We start from the raw sequence: 16,499 nt of genomic DNA, 5'->3' as shown, positions 1-16,499 counted from the left end.
GATAATAATATTTCCATTTTAAATAAAAAAGTCGATATGATTTCAGGACAGAAATACTATCCTCGACTCATACCGACTTCATTTATTATATGATTTAGAATACTTTAAACAACATTTGTAAGAAATAGAATTTTTAATATTGGAAGTTTTGATAGTTTTAAAATCAATTTATTTATGGACTGCTTCCAAAGCTGATTTTTCAACTGCATTGGCTACCGTTGTTACCACTTCTGAATTTAATGCATGTGGTATTACATAGTCTTTACTTAATTCACTTTCAGGAATAACATTCGCAATACCCTGTGCAGCAGCTACTTTCATTTCAGTCGTAATATTCTGCTTACGCGCATTTAAAATGCCTCTAAAGATACCTGGGAACGCTAATAAATTATTAATTTGATTTGGATAATCTGAACGTCCAGTTCCTACAACAGCCGCACCTGCAGCAATGGCTTCCTCTGGAAAGATTTCAGGTGTAGGATTGGCTAATGCAAAGATAATTGGCTGATCACTCATTGATTTAACGTGACTTTCATTTAAAACATTAGGTGCTGAAACGCCTATGAACACATCTGCCTCTTGAATCACATCATCTAAATCACCGCGTTTTTGCGTTAAATTAGTCACTTCAGCAATGGCTTTTTGTGCATCATTCATCCATGTCTCACCTTGACAAACTACCCCTTCAATACTTAATAACACGATATCTTTATATCCAGCACTTAATAATAATTGCGCAATTGCAATACCTGCTGATCCTGCACCATTAATCACTATTTGTACTTCATAATTTTCTTTCTCTACAACTTTTAATGCATTAATTAATGCAGCAAGTACAACAATAGCTGTTCCATGTTGATCGTCATGAAAAACAGGGATATCTAATTCTTCTTTTAATCTTTTTTCAATTTCAAAACAACGAGGTGCTGCAATATCTTCTAGATTTATTCCTGCAAAATTAGGTTGCAGTGCTTTTATAATATGAATAATTTCTTCAGTATCTTTAGTATCCAAACAAATCGGAAATGCATCTAAGTCCGCAAATTTTTTGAATAATATACTCTTACCTTCCATGACTGGTATCGCAGCTTTAGGTCCAATATCACCTAATCCTAAAACCGCTGTTCCATCTGAAACAATGCCAATCATATTACCTCTAGACGTCAATGTATTTACCTTTTCTTCATCTTCAGCAATCACATTACAAACTTCGGAAACACCTGGCGTGTATACCGTACTTAAATCTTCTTGTGTATTCACATCTACTTTACTATTAATTTCTAATTTCCCTGCATGTTTTTTATGAAGTTCTATAGATTCAGCTTTATAGTTTTTTATAGTCATGTATTTCTACTCCCTTAATTAATTGTTATTTCGTCTTTTATTTATAAATAGCTTTGACTGTATGCTCACTAGCTCAATAATTTCATTAAGAATGTGGCAGCTATTACTGTTGATACGCCACCTAATCTTGTTGCTACTTGTGCAAAGGGCATTAATGACATGCGTTTTGATGCTGATAAAATTGCAACGTCACCTGTACCACCCAAGCCACTATGACATCCTGTAACAATTGCAGCGTCAACTGGATACATTTTCATCAATTTGCCGACAAAAAATCCTGAACTAATCATCGTTATAACAACTGATGCACAAATCACAATATATGCAGGTGAAACAATCTTAACTACTTCCTCCAAAGGTATATACAACATGCCTAGACCAACCATAAGCGGCCAAGTCAAACTTGTTGATATAAATTTGTATAGTTGGTGTGCACCTTGTTCCATTTTATTAGGCATTAATTGTAAACATTTAATCAATGTAGCCAACAAAATCATAATAACGGGTCCTGGAATACCAATAAATTTGTGTGCAAGATCACCAAAAATAAAGAATGTACAGGCTATTAATAATCCCGCTCCCATAAGTGAAAAATCTACTTTCTTATTATCGTCGTTTGTATCAGCTACCATCTCTTTATCATCAGATGTCTTTACCAATGTCCCATTACCAGATAATGACTTTTTCTTTTCACCTAGTCTCATCATTAATCCAGCTGTCACTACTGCAATAATATTACCGATAACGGCTGCTGGTATCATTTGTGCAACAAAGGATTCAGCAGATTCCCCTAAAATTGATGAATATGCTATTGATAAAGGTAAAATACCTTCTCCAATTCCTCCCCCTATAATAGGTACAATAATATAAAATAATGTATGCTTAATTTCATAACCAAACAACATACCTACAAGTAATCCAACAATGACCGCTGTTAATGTACCTACAATTAACGGAATAAACATACGAGTAAATCCCTGTATTAAAACTTTACTCTTCATTCCTAAAATACTACCGACAACGAGACATGAAATATAAAAATATAAGAAGTTTGATGTTTTCATTAATGTTGTGACGGCGTTCATTGAAGATGTATTAAACACACCTAAAAAGACTAAAGTAGATGGTATTAATAAAGCTAAAATTGCAGGACCACCTATATCTTTTAAAATTGGAATTTTCATTCCTAAATCACCAAACAATACCCCTAAAATCATAATAATTGCAAAACCACCGATCATATCAGCAGGTAACGCATTGTAAACTGAAGCAAGAAATATGATTACTGCTAATGTTATATATAAAGGTAAAGGTATAACCCCTACCTTCATATGCGTTAATTTCGACCATATTCGGTCATCTTTTTCTACCCCATCTATAGTAAGCGCTTTCATTTCACTTTTCGATATCATTGACATCCCCCTTAAATAATGAATATTCTCATAATATTGCTAAACAAGTAGGAATGATAGATTATGTAAATTTTTAAATCTTTTTGTAATTAAAAAAACCAAAAATATTTAACATTATTAAATAATAACGGGTAAACAGAATAATATTTTGGTTTATAAATGATTACAAGTAGAGTTATTTTAATAATCATTTATTATCCAAGTTATAAACTTTGATAAATTAGATGTAGCAAGAAATGATTTAATCAACAACATTACAGAGTGAGGTTGTTACTTATATTAGGAGTGATTCAATGACAAAATCTGTACAAGTTTATAACTATGACGCTTTTAGTACTGAAGCAAATAAGGGTAACCCGGCAGGCATAGTATTATGTGGTGACGACTTGAAAGTTGAAGAAATGCAAGCAATTGCCTTAAAAGTTGGATTCAATGAAACTGCTTTTCCACTTAAATCTAATAAAGCTGATTTAAGAATACGATTTTTTACGCCAGGTCATGAAATGAACCTTTGCGGTCATGCAACTATTGCAACACTTTACGCATTAAAGGCTAAGGGTTTATTACAAAACAAAACAGACTTTACAATCGAAACGAATGCTGGGGTGTTACCAATAAAAATTGGTAATGCAAATGGTGATGTTTATATTACTATGCAACAATCCTCACCACAGTTTAAAACATTCTCTGGTTCAATGACTGATTTAGCTAATGCTTTAGGTATAGAAACAAGCGATTTTGACGATAATTTGCCTATTGTTTATGGAAGCACGGGTGTTTGGACACTTCTTATCCCGATTAAAAACCTTGAAGTTTGTGAAAAATTAAATCCAAATAATGAACTATTTCCTTCAATATTGAAAGAAATGCCCCACGTTTCAATTCATCCATTCTGCATGGAAACGTATCATTTCAACACCGATATGCATGCAAGACATTTTTCCTCGCCCTTTTCAGGTACTAAAGAAGACCCAGTCACAGGTACCGCTTCCGGTGTAATGGGCGCATATTATATTAAATATATAGAACAAAGGCAAAGGATAACAAACCCTTTAACACTGATCATCGAACAAGGTCAAGAAATAGAAAAGGATGGTAAAGTGAACGTTGAAGCTATAAGTCATACTGATGGATATGATATAAAAATTTCTGGAAATGCGGTTTACGTCAAAACCTTTCACATTGCTTTAGATGACATTTAAACTAATAAAAGCATGTGGATCATATATTTATGCCACATGCTTTATTTTAAATTGTTTTTGAAAATATAAAATGTGTTTTAGTATGACCATACTTTTGTATACTATCGACAAAACGTTCTACATCTATCATATTTTTAAATCTTACTTTAAAAATAAAACAACTTTCCCCAGATATCCTATAGTTCAATTTCTTCAAAGTGTTCAACTATTGGAAATGGGTCATAAAAATGGTGTAATAAATTTTTCCATTCTTTATATTCTGAAGAATTACGAAAACCTTTTGTATGATCTTCTAGCTTTTCCCATTTTACTAACAATAAATATTTATTACTTTCCTCAAAACATTTATTCAATGAATGGCTTATATAACCATCCATAGAGCTAATAATTCCTGATGCTTCCTCAAATGATTTTTCAAAATCAAATTCCATGTTTTTCTTAACTTGTAACATAGCAGCTTCTAATATCATGAATTATCCCCTCAGTTGCTTTTTTTTATTAAAACTTTTAAATAGATATAACATTATTCTTAACGTTCTAAATATTACGTATAAATACTACTACATTTTTTTATAATTATCTGAGTCGAGTTTTTTAGTCAATTCATCTAATTTTTCTTTTGAGCTTGTCATTGAGAGTTCTTCAGTAGTATCGTCTTTAACTAGTCTATTGTCTTCTAGCTTATAATTTTCATATCCTTCATAGCTATATTTAACTTCTGAGTCAGTAAATTCACCTGTTTCAGTAATTCTTGTTGTTGTAATAAGCGTTAGATTTGTAGGTTCAATATCTGAAACAGGTGTTACTTTTTCACTTTGTTTATCTTCTTCTTCATCTGAATATATACTGCCTTCAGAATTTCCATTTTGAACTTTGTAATAATTACCTATATTTTCAGTATTATATTTTGTGTATTTGCTGCTTTCATACGCTTTATTAATTAACTTATTATTTTTTTCTAGAACCTCCGTGATGTTATCAAGATTATTAATATCTTTTAAATCTTTAACTTTCACTTTATAAGATTTACTACCACTAAAAGTGTTGGAACCACTGTTATTTATATCATCTACTAAATCCTGAGGGATTTTCAGATTAAGTTCTTCACCATTTTTTAAATTTCCATTATCAGGTACTGTGAACTCATAATTAGAAAGTGACAAATCTTTTAATGTTTTAGGTGCATCTTTACTTACTAAATTAAATGAACCTGCGCCATTCACACCAGTAAATTTTGGTTTTAAACCTTTAAATAAATCTTTGGCTGTTAAATTTTTAGGTTCTTCTAGCCCTTTCACTTTAAATTCTTTTGTGAATTCTTTGGCTTTCAATTTATAATCTTTTGAGATACCTTTTTTGATTTCTAATTTAACTTTGACTTTGTCCCCGTTTTTCAAATCAGTATCGTTATGTATATCAAAATCTACATTTTCCATTATTTTTGATGCTTGTCTAACTTGTTGTTGTTCTTCATAATTTAAATTTTCTTCTTCAATTTCTTCTGTGTTATTATCTTCAATCATCTTAATTACTTCTTTATTTTTGAAGTTGGATTGTTTTAATGCACGTACATAAAGCTTGTTCATTACTTTTTCATAGGAGTCATCTGTGATTTCTGCTGATCCTGATTTATTGTAACCACTAAATTCAACTTTCACATCATCCTCAACATTTACTTTATGGTTTTTCACTATCAATGTTGCGATAACAGCGATAATAATTACCAAAATTAATGCTCCAATCAAAATCCATTTAAATCTGTTTAAAAATTCTTTTATCTTCCCCATAATAAACCTCCAATTTATTTTCATAATAAGTTTATCTTTTATCAATACAATAATAAATAGTTTTTTTGATTTTTATCAATAAATTTTACGATTAATTATATTATAAATATTTATTTTCAAATAAAATCATTTACTCTAATAAAAAGAATTACTTAATAACCATTAACCTAATCAATATAATTTGTGCTTTTAAATTTATCAATTTCTATAAAAACTTAAAAATTATTACCTTTAAGTAATATTTAATGTAAGCAAACATTATGTTAAGCTTATTTAGTATTTATTTTTATAAATGCCAATTAGGAAATTTATTTTTTTAATATATCAACAGTTACACGTAAATTTTTCATTAGACCTAGTAAAGAGGTGTATCAATTTGTCCCCCAAAATTTTAGTCGTTTTATTAATTTTGCTATATCCAACATTCATTAAATTAAAAAACAAGAATAAACAACAGACTTATAATAGTTTAAAAGAAAATAAGTTCGGTAACTAAATAGACTTATTTAAACAGTTAATCCCCTCACTACATGCATTACAGTAGTGAGGGGATTAACTTTACTAACCAAAATATTTCTCTTTTATTTTAATCGAACGCCTTTGTTTTAATATCATGCTTTTTTAGAAATTGTTCTACTTTTTCTTGTTTTTTTCCATCAACTCTATCTTTATATTTAGCATTCAGATCTTCAATTTCTCCTATCGCTTTTAATTTAGACTTATCTGAATGTGACTCATTTTTCGTTTCATTTACTTTATCATTGATTTTACTCATTAATTCATTCACAGAAGTTACATAATCACTAACTTCAAAACTTCCTTTTTCATATTGTTCAGGTATTTGATTTGATTCTATAAAATGCTTAAAGTTTTCATCATTCTTGTGAGCCATTTTTGTTAATCTATTTAAATTTGCTTGATCCTTCTCACTTAACCCATCTCTCTCACTAATTTTTGAAGTATTTTCCTCCAACGTGTTAAACGTATCCAAATATTTCTTAATGTTTGAATCCATTTCTTCTTCACTAATAGTTTCGTCTACTTTTTGACTTGAAAATATTTCAGTTGATACCCCTGTCGCTTGTGCTTCTTTATCAGGGGTTTCATATTCTGACTTAGCATTATTGCAAGCTGTTAATAGTAATGTTAACACAATTAGTGACGAGTATTTTATAGCTTTCATTATCAAACCCCCTTTTCCTAAAATATATTTGTTGCGATTATAACATATTAATAAACTATGTTATTATGTATATAGTGTTTATCACAAAATATTATTTATTTTATAATTAGGTTTAAAATTTAAAATTCAAGAAAAAATGAATTGCTAATCCTATAATGATAAATGAAGAGTTTTTTCTATCTCTTATTTGTCACTTTACTTTAAATATAAACAACTAGTATTTTCCATAAATCAAATTCGAAGAAAGCAGTGAAGATATGATTACTAAAAATATCAAGTACCCTTATGCTAAATTAATGATGGATATTATAAGCATACTTTCCTTTATTGGCGTGATAATTACTATTATTATAAATTTTTATATGCATAAGAGTAGTACTACTTTTGAAATGGGTTTTAATGTCGCTGGCAGTAGTTTCATACTTTTATGTGTATTACTTTGTATTACAATTTTTAGTACTATTGCCTCAACTATATTTAAAAGAATAAACTAAATTTCTTGCTAAAAAGCTCCCCGAAACCTAACGTACAGATTTCGGAGAGCTTTTCTATTTATATTATGTAATATAATTACTAGAATTTATAAATTTTAACTCTAAACTTTTAAAACCAATTAGCATTATGTCCAAGTCTCTAACTAGTCAAAGAAATTCATTAATGTCATTACAAAAGTCAAAGCACAAGCAATTAGGATGACTGTCTTACCTTTTTCTGTTTTCTCATTTCCTTGCTTGTACTCTTTAAGTACAAACAACCATGACAGTATCACTAAAATACCCAAAATAATACTGATAAATTTCATTTTCAGCCCTCCTTTTATAAAGGATAACGCTCAAAAAAACTCGTTTTTAAGCATATCAGTCCTATACCTTTATTCTTAAACTATCATATGTAATATGCTTATTGAATTTAAAAATTCTTAGGTAATGTTTTAACAACTGTAAACAGCACAATAGTCTGGATTGTCACCATTATTACCAAACCTACTCTTATTAATGAATGGTCTATCATAAAAATCGAAAATCCTACGACAATATAAACACTAATCAATAACTTAAATTTATTTTTCAAAGTATAGCCTTTGTTGTTTTTAAAACTTTCTACATAAGTTATATAAACTTTAGTATTCACTAACCAGGTTTCAAATCTTTCCGAACTCTTCGAAAAACAAATAACAGCAACTAACAAAAATGGAGTCGTAGGTAATAGCGGTAATACAACACCTACAAAACCAATAACTGTAAATAATACACCCATAGTAATTAAAAAGTATTTCAAAAGAACACTCCTAAAGTTAATTAATTCCAATTATAAACTAATTATATGTCTTTTTGAACTTTAGACTTTAATCATAGTCCAAGTTGAGCAGTAGATATTAAATCTTAGGTTATAGACACTACAAAGATATACTTGAGACAGTGTTACTTAATTTCTAATTAATTGATATATATCGTTGTAGAAAATTGATGTTTTTCTTTTTAAACTTATATAAATAAACTGGTCTCCCTATACCATAAGTGAGTGATTCTTCGAGGATATCTATTTCTACTAGAAACTTTAAATATTTACGCACAGAAACTCTAGATATATGAGCCACTTCTGCAATTTCTGCAGTAGAAAACTCATTCTTTTCTGATTGATTCACATTATTAATTATCGCATGCAATGTACTTTGCGTTAAACCTTTAGGGAGTGTCGCTTTAGTTTCATTATTAGCATTGCTCTTATTAAGCAGCGCTTCATCTAACGCGGTTTGATCTACTACTTTACATTGATTAAATATTTGAAATTTATTCTTATATTTAACCAACGCTTGTTCAAATCTTTCAAATTCAAAAGGCTTAATTAAGTAATCAACCACTCCATAGTGTAGTGCAGCTTGCACCTTTTCTATATCTGAAGCTGCAGTAATTAGGATTGCATCTGTTTTCAACTGATGCTGACGTATATAATTTAGCAACGTTAGTCCACTTTCATCTGGTAAATAGACATCTAATAACACTAGATCAACCTTCTTACATTGAAGTATTACTGTAGCATCTTTAATGTTATGTGCGATATCATTTATATTAAATCCTTCTATTTTCTCTAAAAATTGCTTGTTTAATTGAGCGACCATCGGATCATCTTCAACAATTAATACATCAATCATCTTTACCCCTTCTTTCAATCGTATGGTATTTCAACTATAAATTTAGTATATCCATCCGAATCGTTATCGATGTTAATTGAGCCGTTTAACTTCTTAACACTTTCATTTATTAAATACAGTCCATATCCCCTATTGTCGCCTTTTGTAGAATAACCCTTTTCAAATATTTTTTGTTGCATATGCGATGATAGGCCTTCCCCGGAATCTGTAATATCAATTTTTAACTTTTGTTGAGTATAATTTAATTTAACTTTGATTATTTTGCTATTCTGATTTGCTAAAGCATCTATACTATTATCAATTAAATTACCAATCACAGTAATTATTTCATGTGTTAATTGATTATCATGCGGTTCCGGCACTATTTCATTTATATGAATCGTTAATTCAATATTTTTCTCTCTAGCCAAACTCAGTTTCCCAATTAGAAATCCTGCCAATGCTGCATCTTTAATTTGTGTAGCTATATTAACATTTTCTTGAACACTAAAACTCACAATTTCTCGAATATATTGTTTTACTTCCTCATAATTTTCCATTTGTAACATGCCCATAATAACATGTAACCTATTACTAAATTCATGAGATTGCGCTCGTAATGTTTCAGCATATGTTTTTACTCCTACTAACTGCTCAGATAATCTACTCATCTCTGTCTTATCTCTAAAAGTTGAAATTGCTCCAACGATTTGATTATTAACATATAATGGTACTCTATTTACCAGTATTTTTACACCGTTAATATTTTGTTCTTCATCAACTTCAGGTCGGCCAAGCTCTACTACGTTATGCAATTGAGTTGAATCCAAATATTCATTTATTTTTAGACCTATCGGATTTTCTGCTAAACCTGCTTTTTTAAATATTTGTGTAGCTGATTTATTTATTAAATTAATTTTACCTTCTTTATCTACTGCAACGATACCTTCATGCACTGACTGCAACATCGTATTTCTTTCTTCTAACCGTTTCGCAATAATTGCAGGTTCTAAACCATGTAGTATTTTTTTAATATATCTTGCCAATAAATAAGCACCAATTATACCGAAAAACATACCTATAATCAGACCAATAAAAATATCTCTCATTCCTGATGCAAATGCTTCATTTACAGTTTCAATTGGGATGCCAACTGCGACTAAACCAATCTGTTTACCATTGTCATAAATTGGGGTGAATGATCTTAATGATTTGCCTAAAGTTCCTTTAGACTCAGTTATGATTTCTTTACCTTTTAAAGCTGGGGATTCATCTCCGCCTTGAAACTTTTTACCTATCAAATCAGAATTGGGATGCGATTTTCTTATACTATTCATATCCATGACAACAATAAAGCTGACATCTGTAGCTGATTTAATTTCTGAAGTATAACGCTGTATTTGTTGCTCCTTACTTTTATTTTTCAAACCTCTTTTGACTATATTCGATTGCGCTGTTGTTCTAGACACAGCTTCAGCCTTCTCTTCAGCAGTTTTATGAATAGAGTTTTTAACTGTATTACCTATCAAAATACTAGTAATAACTAAAGAAATTAGCACAACAATACACACAAAAATAATAATTATTGTACTTAATTTCCATTGTCGTTTCTTCAAACATCTCACCTTCATCTCATTAGATGCTAAAACATCAATATATCCTAGCTTTATATTATTATTCCTAGTTAGCTAAATTCATTTATTTTTATCTATTTAATTCATATTAAATTATAAGCTTATTTTTTGAAAGCCCTTACTTTAATAGTTGGCAAACACTAATAAACCCATTATATATTTATAATATAAATTTTAACAACATAATAAATATAAAAAACTTCCAATTTAAGCTATATCTTATATCTGCATATAAACAAGATATAAATTAATAAGGCAGTATATGTTCACGAGAATATCAATAGCTGTGGTATATAGTCTAAAGTTCGCTCACGAAATTACGCAAAAAAAACTGTCAACAAAGTCGGAGACCTTGTCGACAGTTAAAAGATGTTAGTGATTTATGTGCCTAACCGCTTGAACATCTTTGTTATTCTAAATTTGCGTGGTTTTGTTGCATAGTTTCTTCATCTATATTCAGCTCTGGCATTAGATCTAAAACGATGCTGTCTAAAAATATTTGTGATGCTTGTTCGAATAAACTGCCCAAGGGTTGAGCCGAACCTTCTGCATCGTATTTAGTCCCCGCTGGTAACTCAATGATTGCATTAGTTAATTGACCGATGGGTGAATTTGGACTTGTCGTCATTAAAACTACTTCAGCGCCAACGCTTTTAGCTTTATCAGCTAAAAGTTTCAAATGCTCAGTTTTTCCTGATCCAGAAATAATTACAAATAAATCTTCTGAAGTAATGGAAGGCGTCGTTGACTCTCCTACAACATATGCATATTTACCTAGTTGGTTTAAACGCATAGCAAAACTATTTGCCACAAAGCCAGAACGACCCTTTCCAGCAACAAAAACTTGTTTCGCTTTAACGACCTGTGCTAAAAAAACTTCAGCTTCATTATCTTTCACATGTGAAAGGGTATGGTCTAGTTCGTCTAAGATTAGACGATAGTTTGTAATTTCAGTCATATTATCTGCCTTCAATCGCATCTTTACATTGTTTTGCAGCTTCTACTGGATCATCTGCATTAGCGATACCGCCACCAACTACAACTAAATCTGGGTCTTCTGCTACCACTTCTTTAATTGTATCGGGTTTAATACCACCGATTACCGCAACTTTAGAACTTTTAATTACTGATTTCACTTGGCGCAAACTTTCTAATGGTGATTCGCCTTCAGCCTGTAAATCATAACCAGTGTGAACTGCAATATAATCCGCACCTAATTCATCTAATTCTTTCGCACGTTTTTGTAAATCTTGTACTGCTATCATATCGACTAATAATTCTTTACCATGTTTATGTGCTTCTTCTACTGCAGCCTTGATAGAAGCATCTTCAGCAACACCTAAAATAGTTACTACGTCTGCACCAAACTTCACTGCTTGGCTCACTTCATAATCTGCTGCGTCCATAATTTTAAGGTCAGCTAAAACTTTAACGCCTTCAATATTATCATTTAAATGTTGTACCGCTGGTAACCCTTCATTTATCACAATCGGTGTACCAATTTCTACAATATCTACATAGTCTTTAACTTTATTTGCAAGCTCTGCCGCTTCCTCTTTGTTTAATAAATCAATTGCTAGTTGTAATTCCAAAATGATCATCCCTTCTTGAATTAGATTATCAAAGCCTCATTGGGCTTAGCTTACGCTTTAAAAATCTTACGCTTAAAATATTTACCCGTTTCCATATAATTAAAACTCAATCACTATAATCTAGGTGCTGCCTCATCATCAACATAAATTTCTACATTAGGATGTGCATGTAATATTGTAGCTGGCACATCACTATTCACTTCATTTTCAGCTAATTTCTCAATAGCCGCTCTTTTCTTCTCTCCAAATGCTAGTAAAATGATTCTCTGCGCTTTTAAAATTGTAGAAAGTCCCATAGAAATTGCCTGACTTGGCACTTCATCTCCATCTTCAAAATAGCGACTATTCGCATTAATCGTACTTTCTGTTAAATTTACAACATGTGTGGCACTATTCACATCTATACCAGGCTCGTTAAAACCAATGTGTCCATTTTCGCCGATACCTAATATTTGAATGTCTACCGGACCTTGTTGGTTTATTAAATATTCATAACGCTTTGTTTCTTCATCTAAATTCTCCGCATTTCCATTTGGAATATGAACTAATGATGGATTAAAGTGGGGATAACGTTTGAATAATACGTCATTCATATATGTGTGATAACTTTGTACGTGTGCAGCATCAAGTCCTACATATTCGTCTAAATTAAATGTTTCTATTTGAGATACGTCTAACTTGTTTTTATTTAATAACTCGACTAAAAATTTATAGACTTCAACCATGGTACCGCCTGTAGCTAAACCTAATTTACTATGACATTGTTGACTCATCTGTTTGTATAACTCACAAGCTACATAAAAAGAAGCATAACTTCTCGTCCCAAGATTTGTTATTTTCATAAACAAATGCCCTCCTGTTAAGATGATCAAACTACTTTATACTACAAATGGTTATAACTTACATTATACGTTTTTATAGTAGTTTTAACAGAATTTGAATTTTAGAACCCACATTTTTTACAGAATAGAAATTATTTACATTAAAATGAGCAGAGTTATACATTTCTATTGTTGTTTTTAGTAGAATAGATAGATAATCAAAATTACAGTACAATTCTGGTATATAAAATTCACTTTTCAGGTAGCAAATGTGCAAAAGTCGGTTTAAACTAGACTATAGATATATTTTAGAGTACATTATTTGTACTAAATTTAAATCAAATGAATTTTGTAATGTTGGGTTTTGAAAGCAAGGAGGCAAAATTTTGGAAGAAATCAATCATGAAAAAGTACAATCTTTACTTTCTTCATATGAGCATAAACCTGTATACTTACACGTTGAAACAACAAATGGTGCTTACGCCGCACACTTTGACCAACGTATATTTAATGCAGGAACCTTTTTAAGAAATATTCAAGTGACTTATGAACATGCGCAACTTAAAGGTGGTAACAAAGACCCTTTCCGCGTTGGACTCAAATTAAAAGATAACGGTTGGGTTTATGTTCAAGGGTTAACACATTACGAAGTAAATGAAAATGGCGAGTTTCTATTAGCAGGTTTTAACTATGAAGGTCAATTAGCTGCTGCGTTAGAAATAAGTACTCAACCATTTAAAGCTTAAGGAGGGCATATTATGTCAGAGGAAAGCCAAGTATTAGTAATTTTTCCACATCCAGATGATGAATCATTCTCGTCTGCAGGCACACTCGCACGTTATATCGACAATGGCGTTCCGGTCACTTATGCATGTTTAACACTTGGGCAAATGGGTCGTAATTTAGGTAACCCACCTTTTGCAACACGTGAAACATTACCGGACATTAGAGAAAAAGAATTAGAAAATGCCATGGAAGCAATAGGCATAACTGATTTACGTAAAATGGGATTAAGAGATAAAACGGTTGAATTTGAACCCCATGATGAAATGGATGCTATGGTTAAATCATTAATTGATGAATTACAACCATCTGTAATTATTTCGTTCTATCCTCAGTTCGCTGTACACCCAGACCATGAAGCTACTGCTGAAGCAGTCGTAAGAACTGTTGGTCGTATGGCAGAATCTGAAAGACCACGTTTACAACTTGTAGCATTTAGTAATGACGCACCTGAAAAATTAGGTGAACCTGACATTCTAAATGAGATCAGTGATTATAAAGAGGTAAAACTTCGCGCATTTGAAGCACATGCATCACAAACAGGACCATTTTTAGAACAATTAGCAACACCTGATGTCCCTGGAGAAGTGCACAGTTTCTTAGAAGTAGAACCTTATTGGACTTATAACTTTGAATCTTAAGTGGAGGCAATAGCATGACAGAATTTGACTTATCTACTCGAGAAGGTCGTTGGAAACATTTCGGATCCGTCGACCCTATTGAAGGCACTAAACCAACTGTAAAAGAAAATATGAAAGACTTGCAAAGCACGCATAAAGACTTTTTATTCGAAATAGAAGAAGTAGGCATTAAAAACCTTGTATATCCTGTACTTGTTGATCGTTTCCAAACTGCTGGAAATTTCAGTTTCTCAACAAGCCTTAATCAAGATGAAAAAGGTATCAATATGAGCCGTATTTTAGAAAGTGTGGAAAAACATTATCATAATGGTATCGAATTAGATTTTGACTCTCTTTATCAACTGCTACGTAGTTTACAAGAAAGCATGAACCAAAATGCTGCTGGCCTAGACGTGTCAGCAAAGTGGTTTTTTGATCGACACAGCCCAGTAACTCAAATTAAAGCTGTGGGGCATGCAGATGTTACTTATGGTCTAGCAATAGATAAAAAAGAAATAACACGTAAGGAAATCACAATTCAAGCTGCAGTAACCACTCTCTGTCCTTGTTCTAAAGAAATCAGCGAATACTCAGCCCATAACCAACGTGGTATTGTGACTGTCAAAGCTTACATCAATAAAGATGTTGAGTTAGTAGACGATTACAAAGGAAAAATTCTTGATGCTATGGAAGCGAACGCAAGCTCTATATTATACCCTATCCTTAAACGTCCAGATGAAAAAAGCGTTACAGAACGCGCTTATGAAAACCCAAGATTTGTAGAAGATTTAATCCGTTTAATCGCTGCAGACTTAGTCGGTTTTGAATGGCTTGATGGATTCGATATAGAATGTCGTAATGAAGAGTCTATACATCAACATGACGCCTTTGCAAAATTAAAATACAGAAAATAACATATAGCAATTAAAAAAAGTGTACAAAATGTCTGATTAACAAAGACATTTTGTACACTTTTTTATTTTACATATAAAACTTAAATTTTATGTACCTGTATTGTAGACTGTACTTTATTAAAATTTTGGTATGTTAGATTAAAATTTTAACCTTTACTTTAACTCAACTTCTCTGTTTTTAAAACAATAAATACTAACATTTAATTTTAGCTAATGTTCTATATACGATTTCCATATTAAAATGATTATGATAGTAACTTTAAATCAATTTTTATTAGATAAGTGTGGGGTAAGCGTAAAGATGGACTATAAAATTAAACTGCATAAACTTATAAAAAACACCGATTATAATCTAAGTACACCACACTTTTTAAATATTTATTGGCTCTCCAAAGGCAATGTCACATTATTAAAAAATGACATATTTGAACAATATATTTCCGGTGATATTTTTTATATCCATGACTATGAATATATAGAGCTTATATCTATCGATGCTGACTTACATTGTTTATCAATAAACAATTATCATTACATAAATGATACTGAACAAACGATATCTAAAGAAATAGACCCACTTCTTGAAGATGGAGAACACCGTATTTTAAAATCACAATTCACAAATATTTTTTCAGCTTTGACGGAACAGTGCCCTGTGCCTAAACAAACTTTCTTATCACTTTTAACAACGATACGTATACTTAGCATGTATAACAATCAACTTGGCTATAAATCAAATAATTATAAATATGAGCTAATTAAAAGTGTAACAATTTATATCCATAACCATATAAAAGATAAGTTGAATTGTCAGAAAATTGCCGAAGTATTTTTTGTTAATTCTAGTTTTTTATCTCGTACTTTTACATTGATTGTGGGTAGTACATTATCACAATATATAATTGCTGCAAAAATTCATTTTTCTAATTGTTCATTACTGAATGGAGATACATTAGATAACGTATGGAAAGCATATCACTTTCGTACGTTTCAAAATTATTTACAACAATTTGAAAAGGTTAAGGGCTATGTTCCCTATCAATCTTGAAATATATAAAACTTACTAAAGGGATAGT

17 protein-coding genes and 1 pseudogene are annotated in these 16,499 nt (G+C 31.0%); 5 read left to right on the top strand and 13 right to left on the bottom strand.

All coding sequences use genetic code 11. The features are described from left to right. Positions 1-168: 168 nt before the first annotated feature. Together BTM19_RS07085 and BTM19_RS07080 are read right to left on the bottom strand one after the other, a co-directional pair. Complete coding sequence (locus BTM19_RS07085; RefSeq protein WP_029377839.1) at positions 169-1,344, bottom strand: NAD(P)-dependent malic enzyme; 1,176 nt, start codon at positions 1,342-1,344, stop codon at positions 169-171. 68 nt (positions 1,345-1,412) lie between these two features. Further along, on the bottom strand, positions 1,413-2,756 hold the full coding sequence (locus tag BTM19_RS07080) for a 2-hydroxycarboxylate transporter family protein (RefSeq protein ID WP_029377840.1): 1,344 nt from the start codon (positions 2,754-2,756) through the stop codon (positions 1,413-1,415). Positions 2,757-3,049: 293 nt separating this feature from the next. Between BTM19_RS07080 and BTM19_RS07075 the strand changes: the two genes are divergently transcribed. After that, positions 3,050-3,958: a PhzF family phenazine biosynthesis isomerase gene (locus tag BTM19_RS07075; RefSeq protein ID WP_029377841.1), complete on the top strand. Its 909-nt coding sequence runs from the start codon at positions 3,050-3,052 to the stop codon at positions 3,956-3,958. Between the two features lie 46 nt (positions 3,959-4,004). On the opposite strand, the pseudogene BTM19_RS07070 reads toward BTM19_RS07075, so the two are convergent. The 11 genes and pseudogenes from BTM19_RS07070 to nagB form a co-directional block, all read right to left on the bottom strand. Further along, positions 4,005-4,139, bottom strand: a pseudogene (locus tag BTM19_RS07070) (Lrp/AsnC ligand binding domain-containing protein); the annotation flags it as partial. Further along, positions 4,135-4,428 (bottom strand): antibiotic biosynthesis monooxygenase family protein, encoded by a 294-nt coding sequence (locus BTM19_RS07065; protein WP_038678059.1) that lies wholly within the window; start codon positions 4,426-4,428, stop codon positions 4,135-4,137. The gene BTM19_RS07065 and the pseudogene BTM19_RS07070, both read right to left, overlap by 5 nt. 90 nt (positions 4,429-4,518) lie before the next feature. Further along, positions 4,519-5,745 carry a hypothetical protein gene (locus BTM19_RS07060; RefSeq protein ID WP_038678057.1) on the bottom strand — a complete coding sequence of 409 codons (1,227 nt, stop codon included), beginning with the start codon at positions 5,743-5,745 and terminating at the stop codon, positions 4,519-4,521. Between the two features lie 586 nt (positions 5,746-6,331). After that, positions 6,332-6,928, bottom strand: a complete 597-nt coding sequence (locus tag BTM19_RS07055) for an NDxxF motif lipoprotein (RefSeq protein WP_038678055.1) — start codon at positions 6,926-6,928, stop codon at positions 6,332-6,334. Between the two features lie 637 nt (positions 6,929-7,565). Then, positions 7,566-7,730, bottom strand: coding sequence for a hypothetical protein (locus BTM19_RS13065; RefSeq protein WP_167330430.1), 165 nt, complete (start codon positions 7,728-7,730; stop codon positions 7,566-7,568). A 107-nt stretch (positions 7,731-7,837) separates the two neighbouring features. Beyond that, entirely contained in the window at positions 7,838-8,206 is a 369-nt protein-coding gene (locus tag BTM19_RS07045; RefSeq protein WP_037557088.1) for a YbaN family protein, read from the bottom strand. A 154-nt stretch (positions 8,207-8,360) separates the two neighbouring features. Then, a complete protein-coding gene (locus BTM19_RS07040; protein ID WP_038678053.1) occupies positions 8,361-9,080 on the bottom strand; it encodes a response regulator in 720 nt (239 codons plus the stop codon). Positions 9,081-9,094: 14 nt separating this feature from the next. After that, positions 9,095-10,675, bottom strand: a complete 1,581-nt coding sequence (gene dcuS, locus BTM19_RS07035) for a DcuS/MalK family sensor histidine kinase (RefSeq protein WP_038678051.1) — start codon at positions 10,673-10,675, stop codon at positions 9,095-9,097. Between the two features lie 427 nt (positions 10,676-11,102). Continuing rightward, a complete protein-coding gene (gene hxlB / locus BTM19_RS07030) occupies positions 11,103-11,651 on the bottom strand; it encodes a 6-phospho-3-hexuloisomerase (protein ID WP_029377851.1) in 549 nt (182 codons plus the stop codon). 1 nt (position 11,652) lies between these two features. Then, entirely contained in the window at positions 11,653-12,285 is a 633-nt protein-coding gene (hxlA, locus tag BTM19_RS07025) for a 3-hexulose-6-phosphate synthase (RefSeq protein WP_029377852.1), read from the bottom strand. Positions 12,286-12,398: 113 nt separating this feature from the next. Next, complete coding sequence (gene nagB, locus BTM19_RS07020; protein ID WP_038678049.1) at positions 12,399-13,127, bottom strand: glucosamine-6-phosphate deaminase; 729 nt, start codon at positions 13,125-13,127, stop codon at positions 12,399-12,401. A gap of 365 nt (positions 13,128-13,492) precedes the next feature. Here nagB and BTM19_RS07015 point away from each other — a divergent pair, with 365 nt between their 5' ends. The 4 genes from BTM19_RS07015 to BTM19_RS07000 all read left to right on the top strand — a co-directional run bounded on the left by BTM19_RS07015 (position 13,493) and on the right by BTM19_RS07000 (position 16,471). Then, positions 13,493-13,852, top strand: a complete 360-nt coding sequence (locus BTM19_RS07015) for a YojF family protein (RefSeq protein ID WP_029377854.1) — start codon at positions 13,493-13,495, stop codon at positions 13,850-13,852. 12 nt (positions 13,853-13,864) lie between these two features. After that, positions 13,865-14,530, top strand: coding sequence for a bacillithiol biosynthesis deacetylase BshB2 (bshB2, locus tag BTM19_RS07010; RefSeq protein WP_029377855.1), 666 nt, complete (start codon positions 13,865-13,867; stop codon positions 14,528-14,530). A gap of 14 nt (positions 14,531-14,544) precedes the next feature. Then, positions 14,545-15,423, top strand: coding sequence for a GTP cyclohydrolase FolE2 (gene folE2, locus BTM19_RS07005; RefSeq protein WP_029377856.1), 879 nt, complete (start codon positions 14,545-14,547; stop codon positions 15,421-15,423). A 301-nt stretch (positions 15,424-15,724) separates the two neighbouring features. After that, positions 15,725-16,471, top strand: coding sequence for a hypothetical protein (locus BTM19_RS07000; RefSeq protein WP_029377857.1), 747 nt, complete (start codon positions 15,725-15,727; stop codon positions 16,469-16,471). Positions 16,472-16,499: the final 28 nt, after the last annotated feature.

It is taken from the genome of Staphylococcus xylosus (assembly GCF_002732165.1).
Taxonomy (GTDB): domain Bacteria; phylum Bacillota; class Bacilli; order Staphylococcales; family Staphylococcaceae; genus Staphylococcus; species Staphylococcus xylosus.
The sequence above is the reverse complement of the archived record's forward strand: the minus strand, read 5'-3'. Positions and strand labels throughout refer to the sequence as shown.

Bases quoted from the DNA above. Each gene is read 5' to 3' on its own strand.
- BTM19_RS07000 (WP_029377857.1), top strand. From the start codon at position 15,725: ATGGACTATAAAATTAAACTGCATAAACTTATAAAAAACACCGATTAT.
- BTM19_RS07040 (WP_038678053.1), bottom strand. From the start codon at position 9,080: ATGATTGATGTATTAATTGTTGAAGATGATCCGATGGTCGCTCAATTA.
- BTM19_RS07080 (WP_029377840.1), bottom strand. From the start codon at position 2,756: ATGATATCGAAAAGTGAAATGAAAGCGCTTACTATAGATGGGGTAGAA.
- BTM19_RS07085 (WP_029377839.1), bottom strand. From the start codon at position 1,344: ATGACTATAAAAAACTATAAAGCTGAATCTATAGAACTTCATAAAAAA.
- folE2 (WP_029377856.1), top strand. From the start codon at position 14,545: ATGACAGAATTTGACTTATCTACTCGAGAAGGTCGTTGGAAACATTTC.
- BTM19_RS07075 (WP_029377841.1), top strand. From the start codon at position 3,050: ATGACAAAATCTGTACAAGTTTATAACTATGACGCTTTTAGTACTGAA.
- BTM19_RS13065 (WP_167330430.1), bottom strand. From the start codon at position 7,730: ATGAAATTTATCAGTATTATTTTGGGTATTTTAGTGATACTGTCATGG.
- nagB (WP_038678049.1), bottom strand. From the start codon at position 13,127: ATGAAAATAACAAATCTTGGGACGAGAAGTTATGCTTCTTTTTATGTA.
- BTM19_RS07060 (WP_038678057.1), bottom strand. From the start codon at position 5,745: ATGGGGAAGATAAAAGAATTTTTAAACAGATTTAAATGGATTTTGATT.
- BTM19_RS07055 (WP_038678055.1), bottom strand. From the start codon at position 6,928: ATGAAAGCTATAAAATACTCGTCACTAATTGTGTTAACATTACTATTA.
- hxlB (WP_029377851.1), bottom strand. From the start codon at position 11,651: ATGACTGAAATTACAAACTATCGTCTAATCTTAGACGAACTAGACCAT.
- BTM19_RS07065 (WP_038678059.1), bottom strand. From the start codon at position 4,428: ATGATATTAGAAGCTGCTATGTTACAAGTTAAGAAAAACATGGAATTT.
- bshB2 (WP_029377855.1), top strand. From the start codon at position 13,865: ATGTCAGAGGAAAGCCAAGTATTAGTAATTTTTCCACATCCAGATGAT.